Consider the following 21,591-nt stretch of genomic DNA (forward strand, 5'->3'; position numbering starts at 1 on the left):
GCTGGCCCTGCCAAGCCTGTTGCTGGCGCTGGTGCTGGTCGCCATTTTCGGCCCGTCGATTGTTAACGCCTCGCTGGCGCTGACCTTCGTAGCGTTACCGCATTATGTCCGTTTAACCCGTGCGGCGGTGCTGGTGGAAGTGAACCGCGACTATGTGACCGCGTCGCGCGTCGCCGGTGCCGGTTCTGCCCGTCAGATGTTCATCAACATTTTACCTAACTGCTTAGCGCCGCTGATTGTTCAGGCATCGCTCGGCTTCTCCAACGCCATCCTCGATATGGCAGCGTTGGGCTTCCTCGGTATGGGCGCACAGCCGCCAACGCCGGAGTGGGGCACCATGCTGTCGGACGTCTTACAGTTTGCTCAAAGTGCCTGGTGGGTCGTGACCTTCCCTGGCGTGATCATTCTGCTGACGGTGCTGGCATTTAACCTGATGGGTGATGGCCTGCGTGATGCCCTCGACCCTAAACTTAAGCAGTAAGGGGTTGGAGATGGAAACAACATTAACGAATGATGTTCAGGTCGGCAAAACGTTGCTGACTGTGGATAAGCTCTCCGTTCACTTTGGTGACGAAGGGACGCCGTTCCGCGCGGTAGACCGTATCAGTTACAGCGTGAAACAGGGCGAAGTGGTGGGGATTGTCGGCGAGTCCGGCTCCGGTAAATCAGTCAGTTCACTGGCACTGATGGGACTGATCGACTTCCCCGGCAAAGTGATGGCGGAAAAACTGGAGTTTGGTGGCCGTAATCTGCAGGGCATCAGCGAAAAAGAGCGCCGCCAGATTGTCGGTGCCGAAGTCGCGATGATTTTCCAGGATCCGATGACCAGCCTGAACCCGTGTTACACCGTGGGTTTCCAGATTATGGAAGCTATCAAGGTGCATCAGGGCGGCAACAAAAAGACCCGTCGTCAGCGCACCATCGATTTGCTGAATCTGGTCGGTATTCCTGATCCGGCTTCGCGTCTCGACGTGTATCCGCACCAGCTTTCCGGCGGGATGAGCCAGCGCGTGATGATCGCCATGGCGATCGCCTGTCGCCCGAAATTGCTGATTGCCGATGAGCCGACCACCGCGCTCGACGTGACTATTCAGGCGCAGATCATCGAGCTGCTGCTTGAGCTGCAACAGAAAGAAAACATGGCGCTGATGCTGATCACCCATGACCTGGCGCTGGTGGCGGAAGCCGCGCATCACATCATCGTGATGTACGCCGGTCAGGTGGTGGAATCGGCGAAAGCCACGGAAATCTTCCGTGCGCCGCGTCATCCGTATACTCAGGCGCTGCTGCGCTCACTGCCGGAATTTGCCGCTGACAAAGCGCGTTTACAGTCATTGCCGGGCGTAGTGCCGGGCAAATATGACCGTCCGAACGGCTGTCTGCTCAATCCGCGTTGCCCGTATGCAACTGACCGTTGCCGTAAAGAAGAACCTGCGCTGCGTGATCTCGCGAACGGGCGTCAGTCGAAGTGCCATTATCCGCTGGATGATGCCGGGAGACCTACTTATGAGTCCTGATAACACCTCATCGCAGCCGCTGTTGCACGCGATTGATCTGAAAAAACATTACCCGGTGAAGAAGGGCATCTTCGGCCAGGAACGCACGGTGAAAGCGCTCGACGGCGTGTCGTTTACGCTCGAACGCGGTAAAACGCTGGCGGTGGTGGGCGAATCCGGTTGTGGTAAATCCACGCTGGGCCGCCTGCTGACCATGATTGAAGTGCCGACCGGCGGTGAACTGTATTACCGTGGTCAGGATTTGCTGAAACCTGATGCGACCGCTGAAAAGCTGCGTCGTCAGAAGATCCAAATCGTGTTCCAGAATCCTTACGGATCGCTGAACCCGCGCAAGAAAGTCGGCCAGATCCTCGAAGAACCGCTGCTGATCAACACCAAACTGACCCGCGAAGAACGTCGCGAGAAAGCGCTGGCGATGATGGCGAAAGTCGGCCTGAAAACCGAGCACTACGACCGCTATCCGCACATGTTCTCCGGCGGCCAGCGTCAGCGTATTGCTATCGCCCGTGGTCTGATGCTGGATCCGGACGTGGTGATCGCCGATGAACCGGTGTCCGCGCTCGACGTTTCCGTGCGTGCGCAGGTACTGAATCTGATGATGGATTTGCAGCAGGATTTAGGGCTGTCCTACGTCTTCATCTCGCATGATTTGTCAGTGGTGGAACATATCGCTGACGAAGTGATGGTGATGTATCTCGGTCGTTGCGTGGAGAAGGGCCCGAAAGACGCCATCTTCAGCAATCCGCGCCATCCGTACACGCAGGCATTGCTGTCCGCGACGCCGCGTCTGAACCCGGACGAACGCCGTGAACGCATCAAGCTGACCGGCGAACTGCCAAGCCCGCTGAATCCGCCTGCCGGTTGCGCCTTCAACGCCCGTTGCCGCCGTGCGTTCGGCACCTGCAAACAGTTCCAGCCACAGCTGAAACAGTACGGCGATCAGCTCGTCGCCTGCTTTGCCGTCGATCAGGATGAAACCGGCACCACGCAGACCGTTGCCGTAAATCAGTAATATTGCTGATATGAAAAAGCCCGCGAAATGGACTGACCCCAAAAAGCGGGCTTTTTTGTGGGCAATTTTTAGTCAGAAGCAAATCTGATAAGGCGCCTATAATCGCCATTGTCGGCTTCTCTCAAAGCGAGAATGTATTCAGCGCGATGTGCATCTGGTGAAACGAGTTCGCCTGCTGATATCCCCCAGGGAAAGAACCCCCTTCCAAGCGCGCGACGAAGCACGTCGCAAAATATCCGGGAATGCCTTCCATTCCCGTTGGGAAAAGGGTGGATCCATACAATGTCTCTGTGAAGTCTCAGGCAGATTTCATCGGGTGGGTAAGTTTCGTTTTCAATCCAGAAAACTGCATTATCGAGAGTATCTCTGACACGCATTGAGATCATATAAGGTGGCGTATTCCCGATGTTTACTTCTCTGCGTCTGAGTTGACCCGCCCATTCCCACGTTTTATTGAACATGTTGCGGTGTAATCGAAGACAGAAATCGACAGTTAAGATCTCTATGTAACTCAGCTTCTGACGGCTGAGATGCGCTAATGCCTGCTGTATGTTCGTTTTTTCAAATTGATTCAGGTCTTCCCGGGTAAAGATGTAGTCGGGAATTAAACCGGCCAGATCGTCAGGGCTAAGTTCCGTTGCCCCTTCAGGAAGGCCATTATTGATGGTTTCGCTCATTTTTCATCCCAGAAATCCCGAGGCCATTTTTGTAATAGGTCGCTTTTAAGCTTGTCTTGTGTCGATTTTTGGAAAGCTGATGATGTGGGTTGCTGTTCCAGCGACATATGAATTTCAGTGTACTGATTAAGGAATCTCGCTTTTTTCTCGGCCTGCTGCTCTCTTAGTTCTTGCAGCGTTCGCCCTTGCTTTGGCTGCAAAAAGTATACAAGCTCACAATCCAGGCCCTCAGCGATTTTTTCCAGTGTATTCAGCGTTAGCGACCCCTCAATTTCACCTTTTTCTATCAGCGAAATGCGCGACTGACTTAAACCACATCGTTCTGCAAGCGAGCGGGTGCTCATGCCCAGCGCGCTTCTGAGAAGTTGTATCCATCCTTTTTTTGGACGCTTGGCTTTGCGTCGAGGTTTCATTTCATTGAGAAGGTTGTCTACCTGTTTGATTTTTAATTCTTTATCCCACATAGAGAAACCTTTTAATTGCATATTTACAATAGATTTATTGATTTTCAATATTGAATATACAATCAAATTTGGATAAATCAATTGTATATATGCAATCATTTTAGAATTAATCGATTGTATATATACAATCGATCACAACAAAAAAGGCCAGTCAGCATCCCCCTGACTGGCCTTTTTATTCCAGAGTATGCTTACCCTTTATGACTCGCCCACCAGCTCAGCAGTTGCAGGGTGGAAGAATAGTAATCGTCTTTCGGTGCCAGATTCGGGCTGATGGCGCCGGCGTTGGCCATAGTGAAATCACGAATGGCTAACAGGCCTGGCGACATGTTGTAGCCCGCTTTGGTGCCGGTCATCACGTCAATCCAGGCCGGTGTCGCATCGCGTGGGGATTTCTGCCACCACAGAATGAAGGGTGCCATCTGCGGGCTGCCCGGATGTGCCCAGCCGAGATACAGCGGGATGCGTACCGCATCGTAACTGAAACGCGTCGGCCAGCGGCTGGCGGTTTCAGGGTGCCATCGGCCTGCATATCCACCCAGTCGGTTGGCAGACGGAATTCACCAAACGCCATTTTACTCAGCATCGCTGTGCTGCTTACATCCAGATCTTTCCAGACTTTCAAATGGCTGTGAGCGTAAAACGCCTGCCACGCCGGGAAGATGAAATAGGACGGATTGACGGTCACGTTGCTGGTCTGATTGAAACCCTTCACGCCCGGCAGCATCACTTTGTACCCGGCATAATCAATCACATTGTATTTGATCAGCGCCGTCTGCAATTTCTCCGAGGCTTTGGTGTAACGGCTGTCGTTCCACTTATCGCCAGCCAGCAGCAGGGCCCAGGCCATCAGCGTATCGCCATCAGAGGCATTGTTGGTGTCCGCCACATGCGGGGTGCTGTTCGGATCATAACGCCATGAATACAGCCCGATATCTTTGCGGTAGAGCGTGGTGTTTGCCCACTGCCAGAGTTTATCGAACGTCGCCTGATCGTCATTGAAGACCGCCAGCAACATGCTGAATCCCTGGCCTTCGGTGTGACTGACGTTTTTATTGGCGGTATCGATGATGCGCCCGTCCGGCATCAGAAAGCGGCTTTTATACGCCGACCAGCCAGAATCCTGAGCCATTACGGCAGAGCTGAAAAACGTAAATATAAGGCCGAACCACAGCACCAGACTGTAGCGTCGAAATAACAACATAGTGATCCCTTACAAACCATTTTGATAACGGAAAACGAACGCGCCTTCCGGTGTGCTTTCCTGCCAGCGCAGCGGAACATAAGGCTGTCCGCCCTGTGACAACAACCACTCCGCATAAAGACCTTCAAACAGCGAGATCAGCGCGATGCGCCAAAGCTCGTCATCCTGACCCTGCGGTGAAACCGGCCAGGCAATGTGGACCAGCGCCAGCTGTTGCTGAGTGGCTTCCAGTTTCACCACACCCCAGTCGAACCGGCTGAGAATATGATTGATATTGTCTTCCAGCTCGCCCAGTGTCGCCGAAGCGGGAAGCGGATGCTGACGCGCCAGATTATTGCCCATCAGCGTAAGAAAACGACGGCCATCTTCGTCATCGGCGGAGGCCAGAATACCTGAAAATAGCACCTGCACCAGGCTTTGCCAGCCCGGTGTGGTATGACGCTGGCGGTAATATTCCTGCGCGACCTGAGTATAGTTATTTTCTTGCATGGTTTTATTTCACCGCGATTAATTTTGACCCATCAGGTAACGGAAGTAGACCTGCGCTGTGCTTTCGTTGTAGTCGCCGAAAGTATCGTAGCCAACCTGTCCGCCAATCTGCATGCTTTTGTTCAGATGATAATTGCCGCCCACGCCCGCATTCCAGCCGATGCCGTTCTGCGTTTTACCGCCGTAATAGGCTTCGGTGCCGTAACCTTCTGTCACCAGATCTTCCAGCTGTTTCTGTAGTTCCGGATTATTCGGGAAGTAGGCGCTCTTATCCTGAGAGTAAGACTGATAACCCACAGCACCGGACAGTTTCAGATCCCAGTCGTCATACTTCTGGGTGTATTCCACCGGGAAGGAGACACTGACATAGTTTTGCGGGCTGAAGTAACCACCCTGACCATAAGAGTAGTAGCTGAGGTTTTTGTCGAAGTTCATGTAACCGACGTTGATACCGGTTTTCAGCTCGCGATCGTCATAACGGTAAGGGCGGACATACAGACCGGCATTGGCGTTCACCGATGTGTTGCTCTTCACGTTATTACCCAGATAGCTGTAGTAACCGCCTTCGGCATAGAAACCGGCATCGCCATCGTCGTAGGACAGATTAATGCTGCCGCCGTTTTTGGTGACCTGACCCCATTCCTTGCCGCTGTAATTATCTTTGGTACCGACGTAAGACAGAATACTGTCGGTGACGGCACGACGTTCAGCGGTCACGCGCAGGGTGGTGAAGTCGGTCAGTTTCGGTGCCCATTGCACGCCACCGACCAGTGAGTTCAGATCCTGCCCGAGCGGCGTGCTGCCGATATCGGCTTTGTAGCTGTCACCGGTCAGCGCGGCATTCACCTCCACGCCGGTCGCGCTCTGATTTCCGGCGGATGGCGCAGCATACGTCGTCGGATCCGTGCCGGTAATGGTGTTGTACGCGACGCACTGATCGGACGTGGCATTGGCGGAAGTACAGTTGGTGCTGGAGTTCGCCGCTGCGGCCGCCTGCAATTTGGCAAAGGTGCTGTAGTTGGCGATATCCAGACCGGCCGCTGCGGCTGCGGCGGCAACATCTTTCTGCGCCGACTGCGCTGCTGCCAGTGCGCCCTGACCGAAACGTGCATTGCCGGTGCCGGAAGGGCTGCCTGCGCTGAGAGAAACCGGTGTGACGCCGATACTCAGACGTGACGTATCAAACGGCACGAAGGCAAAGGTCATCGGCGCTTTGGCTTCGGTCAGCTGGCTGAGACCGCTTTCGCCGTCACGACCACGAATCGACATGTCGCCCTGCGCCCAGGTCGCGGTTTTGCCCTGCAAATCGTCGAGCATGTCGTCGATCTGTTTTTCGGTTGCATTACGTTGCGCCACTGCCGTGGGTTGTGCGGTGGCTGCCGGAATATTGCCCGGCGTGGAAACCTGATCAGACACCTGCCACGGCAACACGGTGCCGTAAGAGGATTGCGTTGCCGGACGTGAAGCCGACGTGCGCGTCGAACGGTTGATGAACGGATTGTCGCTGATCTGCAATCCGGCCACCTGTGCCGGACTGTCCGCGCCCTCCAGCCCGATCATCTTACCTTTGGCGGAACGCAGTAACGCCAGGGCCTGCTGGTGATCGCCCTGCGCTTCGGCGACGCGTGCTTCTAACAGCAGACGGTCTGGCGTACGTGGCCCGGTCAGGCCTTCCATCAGGGTTTTCGCCCGCTGGTTATCGCCTTCGCCCAGCGCCACGTTAATCGCACCCACGCGGGCATCCTGCGTCGGCGTGTCGTTGCTCATCAGATAGTTATAAACCTGACCCGCCTGTTTATTGAGTTTGCCTGACTGATACAGACGCGCCATCGCCAGCATCAGGTCGCGGTTTTGCGGGTCCGCCTGCAGCGCGACGACCAGTTTGTCGTAAGCCGCCGCATACTGACCTTGCTCGCGCAGCTGGTCAGCCTGATTGATGACAAAGCCGTTACGCAGATTTGCCAGCGCAGTCGGTGACGTGCCGGACTGAATCTGCGGATTTTGCAGGAAGGCTTGCGCCTCATTGCTCAGACCGGCCTGATTGAGCACGGTCACCTGATCGGCATAATCACCGGCATTACCCTTAACACCCTGACGCATATTCTGGCGCACCAGCTGCACCGCCAGCGGAAGCTGTCCCGCTGCCGCCAGGTTTTTCGCCAGCGAACCGACATCCGCCGGTGCGCTCGGTGGATTTTGTGCCAGTGCGCGCAGCGTATTCGACGCCGCTGCGGTATTGCCCTGTTGCAGATAATTTTCGGCATCCGCCATCTGCGCATTGTAGTTGGCGCGCTGCGCCAGTTCACGCATACCCTGATTCTGACTGCTGCGCGGAATGCGCGAGAGCAGGGCGCTGGCGGTGGACCAGTTTTTGGTTTCGAAAGCAAAAAGTGCCGCGGCGTACAAATCGGCAGAAGACGCGCCCGGACGTGAAGACGGCGCCATAATGGCCTGCGCCTGCGCGGTCTGCCCCTGCGATTGCAGGATGCGCGCCATATCCAGTTTTACCCAAACGTTCGACGGCTGACGTTCCTGCGCCTGTTGCAGAATATTGAGTGCGCGCTGCGGATCGTTGTTCGCCACCGCCTGCGCGGCCTGACGACGCATTGGCTCGATGACATCCGCCACGGCCGGCGGGTTCATCTTCGCCTGTAGTCCGGCGGGCAGCGTTTTCAGCACCTGATTGGCTTCGGCGGTTTTGTTTTGCTGACGCAGCACGTAATACAATCCGGCCCGGGCATCGGCGTTATCGCCCAGCGCGCTGTATTGCTGCTCAGCGCCGGGAAGATCGCCTTTGCGGCGCAGAATATCCGCACGTAACAAACTGGCAGACTGGCCTTTCTCGCCACCCACCTGCGTCAGCGGAGTGACCGCCGCCAGCGCCGCGTCGTAACTGCCGGAACCCGCAGCGTCTTTGGCTTTGGCTAACTGGGCATAAAACGCCGAATCCTGCGCCTGATTGCTCAGTTGCGCGCTGTTCGGACCGCCCTGCGCGGCGGCTTTGCTCAGATATTGCGACGCTTCTTCAAAGTTGCCGCTGCGCTGGGCGATATACCCCAGACCGGCCAGTGCATCGGCGTCGTTCGGGTTATCGGCCAGTACGCTTTCGAATTTGGATTTAGCGCTGGTGACGTCGCCGCTGTTCAGCGCAGTAAAGCCCTGACCTTTCGCTGCGCCGCCAATGTTTTTCTGGAAATAGGCCATCACGCCGGTGTCATTTGGATGACGCGCCTGATAACCCTGATACAAATCACGGTCACCTTCCTGCGGTGCCATCCACAGCAGCGCCTGACGTAATGAGCGGTCGGCTTCGGTGCTGGAACCGGCCATGGTGCTCAGCAGTTTAATGCCGTCGCGACGGGTGGATTCCTGGTAAGTCAGCACTTTGCCCAGACCGAGACGTGCCTGCGTATCGTCCGGACGGGAGGCGATGCGCTGTTGTAATCCGGCAATGGCCTGCGGCTGGAGCGATTTATCGCCTGCCATGGTCAGATAATATTCGGTCGCCAGACTGTCGAGCGGCTGGTTACCGTTAAAAATGGTGCGGTACGCCGATAATGCGCCGCTGACGTTCCCTTGCGCCGCCATCTGCCGGGCAGAAGCCAGCTGAGCGGGGGGAATCGACTGCATCGCTTTGGCGCTGTTAAGCGACGCCAGACGTGGATCGTCAGGCGAGACGGCAGACAGTTTTTCACGCCACTGATTAGCCGATGTTTTATCGCCACTTTGCATGGAATACAGCGACATCAGATACATCGCCTGCGCATTGTCCGGCTCCACCAGCAGCACTTTCTGCAAGGCGTCTTTAGCCAGATCATCATGCGCGCGCTCGTGCCAGTAAGCGGCCTGATCAAACAGGGCTTTCATGGCCGGATTGGTGGTGTCCGCTGCAAATGTAGCGGCGCTAAAACTCGCGACTCCGGCGATCCCTACCAGATAAATAGCCCTGATCACCGCCAGGGACAGTTTATGTTTTTTCATTTTCCAGCTCCGGTAATCGCCAGAGGGTCGCCTGAAACACAGGCGACTTTGATTGTTTTTGTTATACAGCCGATGCTTTTCATTTCTGACCCAGACGTTTAGCCGCATGACGACGCAGGACGACGAACAGGCTCAGGCCAATCACCAGCGAAACCAGGGTGGCTATCAGCGACAGGATCACGATATGTGTGCTGGCGTACCAGAGCACCATCATGTACCACGGCATTTGTCCGGTCGGAAATTGCTGGCCAACGGAGAAACTGCGGATGCCATTTTCATCAGTAATGATCGCCAGATCACCGCGCACGTTGGCGTTAATTTTTGGCGATTTCAAGTCGTTATGGATTTTCAGTAACTGCTGATCGTCTGTACCGGTCGCGACCACCACCACGTGATCGTTAGACCAGCGCGAGCGGTAACTGACGAAGCCGCGCCATGCGCCGGTCGAGGACAGATACCGGTCGGCATCCACCGGCTGGCGGTACCAGTCACCGGTCAGCCAGGCCACGAGACGCTGGACTTCGGTGGGTGTTTTTACGCCCATCGCACCGGCATTGATGCTAAACGGCGAGTCAGCCAGCAACTGCTGATTGAACGGCGTATCGCCAAGCGTAGTGACGGCCAGAATATCGCGATCAAACAGCGGGTTATTCTGTTCGTCGCCCTTCAGACCAAAGGCCACCTGAACGTGATTCACCGGTACACCGGTGGCTTTACCGGCGCGTGAGGCGAGGTTCAGCAGGGTATGGATTTCATCCGCCGTCGGCGTTTGCGGCAACAGCATCAGCGTGTCGGAGAAATCAGCCAGTTTGGAATACGGATAAGACGCACCGACGAAATACGACAGGTTCGGTAACTGGGCGAAGTGATAGCTTCCGCTCAGATCGATGAAGGATTTCGGATCGATACGGCTCTTGATGTTATCGCTGGTCAGAATGCTGCACGGCGCATCTTTTTTCGGCTTGATGTCGAAATAAAATTGCAGCTGGTTATCGCCGTAAATCAGGTACGGCGCGAGCTGGATGGTGTAGCGTTCCTGTCGGCTGTCACCGCCCAGACGACGCCAGAGGTTCTCGATCAGACCGACTTTGTTCACTGTCAGGCTGCGCAGATAATTGCTGTTGATGGAGACATTCAGCCTCGAGCTGTCTTCATCAATCCAGTTTTCGGTCGGGAAGCGGTAATCAATGCGCACCGGAATATTGTGACCATCCCACATGAACAAGTCCGGCGCAGCGCGGAATGCCACCTGAATACCGTCGTGATAAATTCCGTTGGAAATCAGTGAATCCTGATCTTTACCCGCCAGTTCACCCAGCGTGACAGGCCGTGACGTATCAATCCAGCGCGGCGCGTCATACGGTTTGCTGGCAGGAATGGTTTGCTGCGCGACATCCAGATGATCGACGTTATTCGGCATACCGCCGCTGATCAGGCGATACGCGGCCTGACGCAGTTCGTTGTCGTCATTGCCCAGCACCAGCAGCAGTTTGTAGACCGGATTAATCGGGTTATCGATGATCTGAATTGATGCGCCGTTGCTCGCCGGCAAGGTCAGCGAACCGATTTTATCCCCCGGCTTGCCGAACAGAATGCCGTTCTGATCCGGCAAATCGTTCAGGATGACCGGGAAATCGACGCTGCGATAATCGGACAACATGCCGAGATAAGAAGAGACCATTGCCGCTGCGCTGACATCTCCGGGTTTCATTGACGACGTGAAGCCCATGGTGATTTTGGACTCCTGCATTTGCAGGCCATCAAAGAACGGACGCGGGAAGTTACCCAGATTGCGGCCGATATTGAGCTGCTGACCTTCCAGACCAATGCTGGTGGTTGGCAAAATCGTGACCCAGTATTTATCCGACTGATCTTTCTCGCAGGTCATGGTGTTGCTGTCATGCACGCGGAAGCTCAGGTTATTGCTGGACACCACCATCGCAGACGGGATATCCAGGTCGTAAACATCGCCGCCGTTACTGCTTTGATTCAGTGGCAGATTACCCAGCGGCTGACCGTTGAGCATCAGCTCGAGCGTGGTATCGCGGGCAATCAGCGCCGGAGAAATTTTCAGCGCCAGCGAAAGATGCGCGTTGGTCACCACTTCGTCCGCTGGCAGGGTGAAGAGAATGCCCGACTGTAACTGGCCGCCGCTAAGCGTCAGCCCGTTTGGCTGGCCCATTTCCGCCACGGTAATATTACTGGTGACCGGCTGAACCAGCGGGATCACCGGTGCCGGCGCGGCGGTCGGATCGGTAACCGGAGCCACAGGCGCAGACAGTGAGCTGCTGTTATTCACCGGTGTGGTATCGGCCTGCGGGGCGTCAGCAGCCGGAGCAGAATCTGCCGGTGCCGCATTGCTGACAGGCGTTGTGTTGTCTTCCGGCATTGGTGTGACCGGCGGCAGCCACGATGGCGCAGCGGGCAAACTGGTGGCAGGATCCACCGCCGGAGCTGGCGTTTCTTCCGCCTGCGTGAACGGCAGGCTGCTAAACGTCAGCAACAAACCGGTAGTGATTTTCCTGAGCAGGGACGCCCCCGGCACAGCAGAGAAACGGCGCTTTACGGTCGGTTCAGGGAGTCGGTTCATGCTGCTTCACTCTTGCTGGCGGCGTCAGCGGGTTTATCTTTAGCGCGGCGTTCTTTCCACGTGTTGTAGAACAATTCGAACACGCAACGGATGATGCTGAGCAGTGATTTGAACGGGTTATCCTGCGGGTATTCTTCCCCAATCCAGGCGTCGGCACGGCATAACACCACGCGTACCAGTTCACGGCGTTTTGAGAGCGGCAGGTTTTCAAATTGCAGACGAATGCGCTCTTTGTTGCCGCTGACCTGGCTGACCGGGAAGCTCTCGGCGCCGGATGACAGCTGGATTTCCACTTCTTCAATTTCTTCTTCGAGATAACGCACATCCGGCGTCACCAGCTGCACGCCACCCATCGACATATCGATCGTAGTGGTGCGCAGTGAAATCCCGTTGGCGTAATGAATAATCGCCGGGATCGCCACATCAACACGGATGGTTTTACGCACCTGACGCGTCTCTTTCGCCACTGCAATTGCCGCCAGCAGGATCAGCACGCTGAAGCTGCCCCACGCCACATTGAGCGCGATAACGCTGGGATCAATAGCAAAATAATCGTGGAAGATGGCGCGCACTATTCCGTAACCGATACCGATAAACATCAGGATCGCGACAATCAGATGCGGCTTCACAATGTTGAAGTCAAAGAAGCCGACGTCGAGCAAACCGCCTTTGTCCGTCACGTTGAACTTGCCGCGTTTTGGCGCGAGCAGGGTCACAATCGTTGGCAGGATCAGGTGGAACGCCATGACGGTTTCATAAATTTCACCCCAGAAGGTGTAACGGAAACGGCCATTCATGCGGGAGTTGATGTACAGCGACATCACCAGGTGCGGCAGCGCGTATGCGAAAATCAGGCTGGCGGACGAGGAAATGATGTTCAGATTAAACAGCAGGAACGCCAGCGGAGCGGTCAGGAAGACCACGCGCGGCAGGCCAAACTGGAAGTGCAGCATGGCGTTCAGGTAGCACAGACGTTGCTGCCATTTCAGACCACGGCCAAGCAGCGGATTATCGACGCGGAAAATCTGCGTCATGCCGCGCGCCCAGCGTGTACGCTGAATAACGTGCAGGCCGAGACGCTCTGTCGCCAGACCGGCGGCCAGCGGGATATCCAGAAACGCGGTATTCCAGCCACGACGCTGCATTTTCAGCGCGGAGTGGGCATCTTCGGTGACGGTTTCAACGGCAAAGCCGCCGACTTCTTCCAGCGCCACGCGGCGGATAACCGCACAGGAGCCGCAGAAGAACGTCGCATTCCAGTTGTCATTACCCTGCTGAACCGGACCGTAGAACAGCGCACCTTCGTTGGGCATGGTGCGGCCAGCAGAAAGATTTCGTTCGAACGGGTCGGGCGAATAGAAATAGTGAGGCGTCTGGATCAGCGCCAGACGCGGATCTTTCAGGAAGCTGCCGACGGTGGCCTGTAAAAATGCGCGGGTCGCCACGTGGTCGCAGTCGAACACGCAAATCAACTCGCCCTTAGTGAGTTTCATCGCATGGTTAAGGTTACCGGCTTTGGCGTGGGAGTTATCATTACGGGTGATATATCCCACGCCGGCGTCCGCTGAGAACACCGCAAATTCGTCGCGCTTACCGTCATCCAGCACGTAAATTTTGATTTTATCTTTCGGATAATCGATGCACTGCGCCGCCAGAACGGTATCGCGAACCACGTCGAGGCTTTCGTTATAGGAAGGAATATACACGTCGACGGTTGGCCATAAACTGATGTCATCCGGCAAAGGTTCGATGGTGCGTTTTAATGGCCAGGTGGTTTGCAGATAACCCAGCAATAAAATCAGCCAGACATACAGTTCGGCAAGGAATAAACCGATCCCTAAAATAGCTTCAATTGTGGAATTAAAATGCAGTGTTTCCGTGGCGCGCCAGTAAATATAACGCGTCGACATGATGATGGACATGATCACCATGACCACACTAATGCGGCGGCTTTTACTGATGCCGAGCAGGAATAATAGCCCGATGCTGATCAGGCCAAAAATGTACTGCTTCTGGCTGTCCATCGGCGTGATGATGATGACTGCTGCCACCGGCAGCAGCAGAAGAACAAGCAGGGAAAACAGGAATTTATTCATCGCTTTGGGGTCGCTGTTATCAGTGATAGTTAATAACTGCCAGATTTAGGCGCGGCGTGTAATTCACCATCACCGACTTTAATCCCTAAGATGGCGGCGACTTTTTTGCTGATCAGTTCAATATCAAATGCCGAAGCGGATACCGGACTAAAATCAATAATAGAGCGCTGCGAGGCATTCGCCTCTGGCACGCATTCATCCCTGTGGATTGTGCCCAATAATCTTTCATTTAAACGCTGTTCGAAAAATTGTGTGACATCGCGACTTAATGTACGACGGGTGTCACTTTGATTGACGACGTAATATTCACCCTTCTTATTATTAAGCGGGGTGCCAATTAATTTATTCTTTTCCATTAACGGCAATAAAGATAATGACGCGGTATCGGCAAGCATGACCACAATATGTAAATCCGCAATAGCCTGAACCGCTTTTAATGCCGGACTTGGACCCGGAGGGAAATCAGCAATAATAATTAAACCCGGATAATTCAGGACGGTATTTAATCCGCGCTGTAAAAAATGCGGATCGGTGGCCAGCTGGTGCTCAAATTCAAGACGCTGGTCTTCGTTGACTTCGCCATAAGGTAATACAAACGTATTTGAACCCGCCTTGAGAATAAACTGGCTCCAGTCAGATTCGTTACCCGAACCAGCCACAAAGCCGCGGGTATCGGAAATAGGCACACCGAAATGAAGGCGAAGGGCGTTCTGCACATCAAAATCAATAACCAGCACTTTGCTGCCACTGCGGGCGAGCGAATAGGCCAGGTTGGAGGCCACCGTGGTTTTTCCTACCCCACCTTTCGGTGAACAAACGCAAACTAACGGCATGAGGCAATCATCTCTAACAGGGGTTGAAGCGGGGTGTCGCGATGTAAATAAGCGCTGGCAGGCTGCGGAGCCCGCTGTTTAAACATCTGTTTAAAGCGCTGGTTAGCATCAGCTGACGCCGGGGACGCCACTGGCGCTGTGCTGCGCACAGGCGCAGGGCTGTAAGCGGGCGCTGAAGGTTGTACCGGCGGCTGGTGATACACCGTCGCTGCGGGTTGTTGTACTGGCTGAAGCCCCTGAACCGGCGCGGGTTGAACCGGATTAGGTGCAGGTTGTTTTGGCGCTTCAGGCATGGCTTTACGCAGCGAATCAAGTAAACCCGATCCGCTGTCAGGAATAACAGACTGTGCGTGCAATGTCGGTGCCGGGTGAACAGGCTGATGCTGTGCGGGCTGAACCGGTGCTGACGCGGGTGCAGCAGCAGGAGGCAGCGTTTCGCGCAGCGCATCCAGCAAGCCAAATCCGGCAGCCGGAGGAGCCACTTCAGAAGACATTGGCGCGTGTGCCACGGAGGGTTGCGTTATCTGGCGGTTATCCTGGTGTTCATTCACAGGCCGGGCAGCAGACAGGGAAAATTCATCCGCAGAAATAGACTGAGGGGTGGGTTGCGTCGAACGGCCATTATCGAGAGGACCGGCAGGATCTTCGCTGGCGGAAACTTGTTTAATCAACGTCCACTGATTCATTGAACCGGTAATGGATTCACCCGTTGATTTTTCATTAAGCTCTTTATAATCAAGCTTTTCCAACTTCGTCTTATCCATAAAACGTTTAATATCGTCATATTTATTCATAAATCCCGCCCGGTAGGATTATATATATCGGTGTTTTCTGGACGTCAAAACGACCCTGAATGGCCGTTAACAAAGAGTATTAAAAGTTTAATTTTTTTAAAGTTTTTAGTGGGAATAAGACTCGTCTTAATATATCAGTTCTTTTACAGGATAGAGCAGTTTTTACAAAAAATAGGAATTTCCCGCATAAAAACGAGGGTGATGTAACTGGCTGTCGCAAAAAGGTTTTTGATGTTATTTTACTGCCTGTTTGTCTTAAGGTAGCTGAAAAGTTTGTCTTTATTGTGATGTATAGCGCATAAACTTCATCAGTGGTGCTGGACCTGGTATGTTCTGGCTGTGGTGATATCCGGTTATGCTTCGTAATGTATGTTTTTCGTAAGTTAATTATCTTAACGGATAGTTAGTTTAGAAGTATTTTGGCAAACATGTTGTTTTTTATAGCCAAAATATTGACTCAGACCTCTTAAAAACGCGTTATAAGGTATACTGCGCAGAAGTACCGTTCCTGTTAAGGTGAGCGGGTCAAAACGTGTCTGCGGTTAATGGAGAATAAAGTTGCGGGTCAGGCGTTCATTAACGATCAAACAGATGGCGGCGGTTTCAGGCATTGCTGCATTCACTATCTGTATCTTTATCGTCATCCAGCTGTTTCACTTTGTACAGCAGCGGAGGGATGATTACGCCCAGCAACTTGAAAATATTGCGCATTCTGTCCGTGAGCCCCTGTCGCAGGCCGTACTTGATGTCGATCTGTCAGAAACGCAGGACATCCTTAACACGCTGCAACCGGTGGGTATTCTGAGCCGTGCCGATGTGGTGATGCCCAACCAAATTGCGGCGCTGCATACGCATTTCCCGCCTGGCCGCCCGGTGCCGCAATGGGTTATCCGCGGTTTTAATTTACCGGTGACCATTTCAGTTCCTCTCTATTCTGCTGCCGCCAGCCCAAAATCGCCTAAGCCGCTGGCATTTCTGGTGCTTCAGGCTGATTCCTACCGTATGTATCAGTTCATTATCAGTGCGCTGTCGACCATGCTGACCACTTATCTGCTGCTGGCACTGATCCTGACAATTTCCGTGAGCTGGATTGTCAACCGCCTGATCGTTAAACCGCTGCGTAAGATTGCCCGCGAGCTGGAATCCCTGCCGGAAAGCGAAGTGCCTTCTCACCAGCTGACGCTGCCGCAGCGTCATGAAGACGACGAAATCGGCATGCTGGTGCGCAGCTACAACCGCAATCAGCAACAACGGGAAAAGTTACCGCAAAAGAGTGATGACGTGTCGCTGTGTTCCGGAAGCAGCCTTAATAATGAAGAACAATTCATTCAACGCCTGCAACAGCGGCTCAGTTCGGCGGAGCCTGAGAAAGGTTTCCACCTGCTGCTGATCGGCATCGAAAGCCTGCGTGATGACGGCCATGTCGATTGCCCGCTGATATCTTCCATTATGGATGTGCTGCCGGAAAACTGTCTGATGGCGCGTCTGAGTTACAACGAATTTGCCCTGATGGCGGGAGACATTGCGCGTCCCTTTATGGCGATGCGTCTGGCACGACAAATCATGGAGCGCATCAATGCGCCACAGGAAAGTGATGCCGGCAATATGTCGCAGCATCCGACGGGCAGTATCGGTATCGTCCAGCACACAGGCGAATTCCCGGTGACGGCGCAGCAGATGATGTCTAACGCGCGTGCCGCCAGACTGTCCGCTTATCAGCAAGGTAAGAATCAGATCCTGTTCTTTGAGCCTGAGCTGACCGAGAAGATTCAGAAACGCTTATTGCAGGAAAACGATATTCTGCACGCCATGGAGCAAAGCGATTTCACGCTGTTTATCCAGCCGCAGATGAATATGAAAACCGGCGCAGTGGTCGGCGCGGAAGCCTTGCTGCGGCGTAAAATGCCCGACGGCAGTTACGGGCTGGAAAGTGATTTCATCGTGCTGGCCGAAGAAATTGGTGTGATGAGCCTGTTGGGTTACAAGATTCTCGAACTCGGTTGCCAGATCCTGGCGGACTGGCAGCAGCGCGGCATTACATTGCCCTTGTCGGTCAACCTTTCTGGCGTGCAGGTGCAGCAGCGTAATTTCCTGCCGGAACTGCGCAGCCTGCTGAGCCGTTACAAAATCAATCCGGGACAACTGGTTCTGGAAATTACAGAAACGGCGCGGATTGAAGATTTAGATCGCGCGCTGTTGCTGCTGAGTGAATTACGCGCAGCAGGCGTATCGATTGAACTGGATGATTTTGGCCTGGGCTATTCAGGTCTTGAATATCTCAACCGCCTGCGTTCGCTGCCGATTGATGTCATCAAAATCGACCGCAGCTTTGTCAGCGTGTTGCCCGGGGACGAAGTGATGGTGAACATTGTGGCGTCCATTGCACGTGCAATGAATATCCAGCTGGTCGCTGAAGGGGTCGAAACCGAGGAGCAGCGTTTGTGGCTGCTGAACGAAAACATTCACCTCGGGCAGGGGTATTTATTCTCCCCGCCGCTTTCCAAAACAGAATTTGAGCGCAAATTCTGCCAGCCTGCCTGAACGCTCTGAATGGCAGGAAACCCCTTCCTGCCGGCACTTTTTCTGACTCTCTTTGATTTCTTTACTTACTTAAATCTGAGCTGAATGGTTTCCGCTCTGGTTTTTCATGAGTCGTCATTGCGCAGAGAAACGAAATATTTCCATCATGTTGTGTTGATGTTACTTCAATGCACTCGCCTCATTATCTTTGACCTTAAAAAACCAAGGGCGATGCACTCACTTCAGGATGGGTATTCATGAAAAAATCACTCTTCAAGAGTCTGTATTTTCAGGTTCTTTTAGCAATTACTGTGGGCGTGCTGCTGGGGCATTTTTATCCGGATATCGGCGCGCAAATGAAACCGTTAGGTGATGGTTTTGTTAAGTTAATCAAGATGATCATCGCGCCTGTTATCTTCTGTACCGTCGTCACCGGCATCGCAGGCATGGAAAGCATGAAAGCGGTGGGGCGCACAGGCGCCATCGCGCTGCTCTATTTTGAAATCGTGAGTACTCTGGCACTGATTATCGGGCTGGTGATCGTCAACATCGTGCAACCGGGTGCCGGGATGAACGTCGATCCGGCAGCGCTGGACGCCAAAGCCGTCGCGGTTTACGCCGAGCAGGCACAAAGTCAGGGCATCATTCCTTTCCTGCTCGATGTGATCCCATCAAGCGTGATTGGTGCGTTCGCCAGCGGTAACATCCTGCAGGTGCTGCTGTTTGCGGTGCTGTTTGGATTTGCGCTGCATCGCATGGGTCACAAAGGTCAGCTGATTTTCAATGTGATTGAAAGCTTCTCAGGGGTCATTTTCGGCATCATCAACATGATCATGCGCCTGGCACCTTTGGGTGCTTTCGGGGCGATGGCGTTCACTATCGGTAAATACGGCGTCGGTTCTCTGGTCCAGCTCGGTCAGCTGATCCTGTGCTTCTACCTGACCTGTATTCTGTTCGTGGTGGTGGTGCTCGGGCTTATCGCGCGCTTCACCGGTTTCAGCATCTTCAAGTTTGTGAATTACATCAAAGAAGAATTACTGATCGTTCTCGGCACCTCGTCTTCTGAATCCGCACTTCCGCGTATGCTGGATAAAATGGAGCGTCTGGGCTGTAAAAAATCCGTGGTCGGCCTGGTTATCCCGACGGGTTATTCCTTCAATCTGGACGGCACCTCGATTTATCTGACCATGGCGGCTGTCTTTATCGCTCAGGCCACCAATACCCATATGGATATCTGGCATCAGATCACCCTGATTGTGGTACTGCTGCTGTCTTCTAAAGGCGCGGCGGGCGTGACCGGCAGTGGCTTCATCGTACTGGCGGCAACATTGTCGGCAGTAGGGCACTTACCGGTGGCAGGGCTGGCGCTGATTCTGGGCATTGACCGCTTTATGTCTGAAGCGCGTGCGCTTACCAATCTGGTGGGTAACGGCGTGGCGACTATCGTGGTGGCAAAATGGTGTGATCAGCTCGATGAAGGGCAGTTGAAAGCGACGTTGAATGGCCAGAAAGGTCTGACAGAGGCCGAGAAGTCCGCTTCAGGTTTCTAAATAATGGCCTGATGATGGATGAAAATAGCGTTAAACGTTTCTAAAAACGCATTTATTTAGCCTCATATCCCCTAATATCCACCGGTTGCTTGATGTAACCGGTGGATTATCTTCATAATATGTCCCCAGAACGCCACCTCCGGCTATTATTCCCAGAATATTTTTGACGGCTGCGCGACTTTGCAGGAAAAGCGCGGTCTAACGAAGGATTGTATTTTTCGTCCTTAAACTTACGCATTCAGTTCCTGTGGGCGAGTCAACTGACACCGGCAGGACAGCAAATTTAAAATTAGATTGTCATTACGTAGGGGTTCACATGCAGGGCACCAAAATCCGTTTACTCATTGGTGGATTGTTGCTGGCAGCAGCCGCAAGTCATGTGCAAGCTGAAGCATTACAACCTGATCCTGCCTGGCAGCAGGGGAAGCTGGACAATGGATTTACCTGGCAGTTGCTGACGACGCCGCAACGCCCGAGCGATCGTATCGAGTTACGCCTGGTGGTTCGCACCGGCTCGCTGGCAGAATCTGCCCAGCAATCGGGCTATGCCCATTTCCTTCCGCGTCTGGCACTGATGCACAGCGAAGGATTCAGCACGTCTCAGTTACAATCTTTATGGCAGCAAGGCATTAATCCGCAGCGCCCGCTGCCGCCGGCTGTCAGTTCTTATGACTTCACCATGTATAACCTGAGCTTGCCAAATAACCGTCCTGATCTGATGAAGGATGCGCTGAACTGGCTGGCGAATACCGCCGGTAAAATCTCCGTGACGCCTGAGCTGGTGAGTGCCGCGCGTCAGGAATCTCAGGATCCGGTGGGCTCTTTACCGCAAAATACACAGGACGCCTGGTGGCGCGCGCGTATGGCCGGTTCGACCCTGGTCGGGCACAGTCCTGATCAGTTGCCGACAAAACCTATCAATATCGAAGCCTTAAGCAAGTTTTATCATCAGTGGTATACCCCTGATGCGATGACGCTGTTTGTGGTTGGGAATGTGGATAGTCGTGGTCTTAGCGAACAAATCAACCGGACTTTCTCTGTTCTGAAAGGCAGCCGTCAGACCCCACAAACCTTGCCGACGCTCTCTGAAGTCACGACCAAATCCATGAGCGTGATGGATGAAAATCTGACTCAGGATCGTCTCTCATTAATGTGGGACAACGCCTGGCAGCCGATTCAGGATTCACAGGCGCTTTCCGCGTACTGGCGCAGTGATTTAGCCCGTGAGGCGCTGTTCTGGCATTTGCAGGAAGCCCTGAAAACTGCTTTCGAAAATAAGAAAGATGCCACTATACCGGGCCCGTCACTGGGCTTTGACTGCAATGTGCAGTATCAGCGCGCCCAGTGTGCTATCCGTATCGACGCCCCACAGGCGAAGCTTACCGAGCTGTTTAAGCGTTTGTCCGAAGAGTTGCTGGTGGTGCGTGATAAAGGCATTTCGCAGTCTGAATTTGATGCGCTGATTGCGCAAAAGAACGATCAGCTGAGCAAGCTTTTCGCCACCTACGCCCGTACCGACACCGATGTGCTGATGAGCCAGCGTTTGCGTTCGCAGCAGAACGGCGTCGTGGATATCGCACCGGAACAGTACCAGCAATTGCGTCAGCAGTTCCTTACCACGCTGACGTTGCCGGTGCTGAATCAGGAGCTGAAACAGCAGCTTTCCCGCGAACCCGCGATGCTGATTGCACAACCGAAAGGCGAGTCTGAACTGAATGCAGCTGAACTGCGGGCGGTGTATGACAAAGTGATGGCACCGGTGGAGAGCGCTCCGGCAGCGGGTGATGTGCCGTCGGCATCGGCGACGACGCAATAAAGATCTCGATCGGCTCCCTCCCCTGCGAAGGGGAGGGTTGGGGTGGGG

General features: G+C 54.0%; 14 protein-coding genes and 1 pseudogene. 6 read left to right on the top strand and 9 right to left on the bottom strand.

Going from position 1 to position 21,591, the window contains the following annotated elements; translation table 11 throughout:
- The 3 genes from UC15_RS24890 to dppF all read left to right on the top strand — a co-directional run.
- Positions 1-481, top strand: a 481-nt coding sequence (locus UC15_RS24890) for an ABC transporter permease subunit (RefSeq protein ID WP_157961036.1), incomplete at its 5' end; no start/stop codon positions are given.
- 10 nt (positions 482-491) lie between these two features.
- Positions 492-1,517: a dipeptide ABC transporter ATP-binding protein gene (dppD, locus tag UC15_RS24895; RefSeq protein WP_095923948.1), complete on the top strand. Its 1,026-nt coding sequence runs from the start codon at positions 492-494 to the stop codon at positions 1,515-1,517.
- Complete coding sequence (gene dppF / locus UC15_RS24900; RefSeq protein ID WP_112291826.1) at positions 1,507-2,529, top strand: dipeptide ABC transporter ATP-binding subunit DppF; 1,023 nt, start codon at positions 1,507-1,509, stop codon at positions 2,527-2,529. The genes dppD and dppF overlap by 11 nt, the downstream gene beginning before the upstream one ends.
- Before the next feature lie 68 nt (positions 2,530-2,597).
- On the opposite strand, the gene UC15_RS24905 is transcribed toward dppF, so the two are convergent.
- The 9 genes and pseudogenes from UC15_RS24905 to UC15_RS24945 all read right to left on the bottom strand — a co-directional run bounded on the left by UC15_RS24905 (position 2,598) and on the right by UC15_RS24945 (position 15,657).
- The gene (locus tag UC15_RS24905) at positions 2,598-3,206 is read right to left on the bottom strand and encodes a mobile mystery protein B (RefSeq protein ID WP_112291828.1); all 609 of its coding nucleotides are present in this window, start codon (positions 3,204-3,206) and stop codon (positions 2,598-2,600) included.
- The gene (locus tag UC15_RS24910; RefSeq protein ID WP_112291829.1) at positions 3,203-3,670 is read right to left on the bottom strand and encodes a mobile mystery protein A; all 468 of its coding nucleotides are present in this window, start codon (positions 3,668-3,670) and stop codon (positions 3,203-3,205) included. Before UC15_RS24910 ends, UC15_RS24905 begins: the two co-directional genes overlap by 4 nt.
- 191 nt (positions 3,671-3,861) lie before the next feature.
- A pseudogene (locus tag UC15_RS24915) lies at positions 3,862-4,874 on the bottom strand (glycosyl hydrolase family 8).
- A gap of 9 nt (positions 4,875-4,883) precedes the next feature.
- Positions 4,884-5,363: a cellulose biosynthesis protein BcsD gene (bcsD, locus tag UC15_RS24920; RefSeq protein WP_112291831.1), complete on the bottom strand. Its 480-nt coding sequence runs from the start codon at positions 5,361-5,363 to the stop codon at positions 4,884-4,886.
- Between the two features lie 18 nt (positions 5,364-5,381).
- Positions 5,382-9,344, bottom strand: coding sequence for a cellulose biosynthesis protein BcsC (locus tag UC15_RS24925; protein ID WP_112291833.1), 3,963 nt, complete (start codon positions 9,342-9,344; stop codon positions 5,382-5,384).
- Positions 9,345-9,423: 79 nt separating this feature from the next.
- Positions 9,424-11,934 carry a cellulose biosynthesis cyclic di-GMP-binding regulatory protein BcsB gene (bcsB, locus tag UC15_RS24930; protein WP_112291835.1) on the bottom strand — a complete coding sequence of 837 codons (2,511 nt, stop codon included), beginning with the start codon at positions 11,932-11,934 and terminating at the stop codon, positions 9,424-9,426.
- On the bottom strand, positions 11,931-14,030 hold the full coding sequence (bcsA, locus tag UC15_RS24935; protein ID WP_112291837.1) for a UDP-forming cellulose synthase catalytic subunit: 2,100 nt from the start codon (positions 14,028-14,030) through the stop codon (positions 11,931-11,933). The genes bcsB and bcsA overlap by 4 nt, the downstream gene beginning before the upstream one ends.
- Before the next feature lie 29 nt (positions 14,031-14,059).
- Entirely contained in the window at positions 14,060-14,863 is an 804-nt protein-coding gene (gene bcsQ, locus UC15_RS24940; protein WP_112291838.1) for a cellulose biosynthesis protein BcsQ, read from the bottom strand.
- Positions 14,854-15,657 carry a cellulose biosynthesis protein BcsO gene (locus UC15_RS24945; RefSeq protein WP_112291840.1) on the bottom strand — a complete coding sequence of 268 codons (804 nt, stop codon included), beginning with the start codon at positions 15,655-15,657 and terminating at the stop codon, positions 14,854-14,856. Before UC15_RS24945 ends, bcsQ begins: the two co-directional genes overlap by 10 nt.
- Positions 15,658-16,215: 558 nt before the next feature.
- Between UC15_RS24945 and hmsP the strand changes: the two genes are divergently transcribed.
- From hmsP to UC15_RS24960, 3 genes are all read left to right on the top strand, one after another.
- Positions 16,216-18,198, top strand: a complete 1,983-nt coding sequence (gene hmsP, locus UC15_RS24950; RefSeq protein WP_112291842.1) for a biofilm formation regulator HmsP — start codon at positions 16,216-16,218, stop codon at positions 18,196-18,198.
- 236 nt (positions 18,199-18,434) lie between these two features.
- Positions 18,435-19,727: a dicarboxylate/amino acid:cation symporter gene (locus UC15_RS24955; protein ID WP_112291844.1), complete on the top strand. Its 1,293-nt coding sequence runs from the start codon at positions 18,435-18,437 to the stop codon at positions 19,725-19,727.
- 316 nt (positions 19,728-20,043) lie between these two features.
- Positions 20,044-21,543 carry a pitrilysin family protein gene (locus tag UC15_RS24960; protein ID WP_112291846.1) on the top strand — a complete coding sequence of 500 codons (1,500 nt, stop codon included), beginning with the start codon at positions 20,044-20,046 and terminating at the stop codon, positions 21,541-21,543.
- Positions 21,544-21,591: the final 48 nt, after the last annotated feature.

The sequence above is a fragment of the Rahnella sp. AN3-3W3 genome, assembly GCF_003263545.1.
GTDB classification, from domain to species: Bacteria; Pseudomonadota; Gammaproteobacteria; order Enterobacterales; family Enterobacteriaceae; genus Rahnella; species Rahnella variigena.

What these genes read in the sequence shown, in the direction of transcription:
- bcsQ (WP_112291838.1), bottom strand. Translation starts at nt 14,863, where the DNA reads ATGCCGTTAGTTTGCGTTTGTTCACCGAAAGGTGGGGTAGGAAAAACC.
- UC15_RS24945 (WP_112291840.1), bottom strand. Translation starts at nt 15,657, where the DNA reads ATGAATAAATATGACGATATTAAACGTTTTATGGATAAGACGAAGTTG.
- bcsA (WP_112291837.1), bottom strand. Translation starts at nt 14,030, where the DNA reads ATGAATAAATTCCTGTTTTCCCTGCTTGTTCTTCTGCTGCTGCCGGTG.
- UC15_RS24955 (WP_112291844.1), top strand. Translation starts at nt 18,435, where the DNA reads ATGAAAAAATCACTCTTCAAGAGTCTGTATTTTCAGGTTCTTTTAGCA.
- UC15_RS24910 (WP_112291829.1), bottom strand. Translation starts at nt 3,670, where the DNA reads ATGTGGGATAAAGAATTAAAAATCAAACAGGTAGACAACCTTCTCAAT.
- dppF (WP_112291826.1), top strand. Translation starts at nt 1,507, where the DNA reads ATGAGTCCTGATAACACCTCATCGCAGCCGCTGTTGCACGCGATTGAT.
- UC15_RS24925 (WP_112291833.1), bottom strand. Translation starts at nt 9,344, where the DNA reads ATGAAAAAACATAAACTGTCCCTGGCGGTGATCAGGGCTATTTATCTG.
- UC15_RS24960 (WP_112291846.1), top strand. Translation starts at nt 20,044, where the DNA reads ATGCAGGGCACCAAAATCCGTTTACTCATTGGTGGATTGTTGCTGGCA.
- dppD (WP_095923948.1), top strand. Translation starts at nt 492, where the DNA reads ATGGAAACAACATTAACGAATGATGTTCAGGTCGGCAAAACGTTGCTG.
- bcsB (WP_112291835.1), bottom strand. Translation starts at nt 11,934, where the DNA reads ATGAACCGACTCCCTGAACCGACCGTAAAGCGCCGTTTCTCTGCTGTG.
- UC15_RS24905 (WP_112291828.1), bottom strand. Translation starts at nt 3,206, where the DNA reads ATGAGCGAAACCATCAATAATGGCCTTCCTGAAGGGGCAACGGAACTT.
- bcsD (WP_112291831.1), bottom strand. Translation starts at nt 5,363, where the DNA reads ATGCAAGAAAATAACTATACTCAGGTCGCGCAGGAATATTACCGCCAG.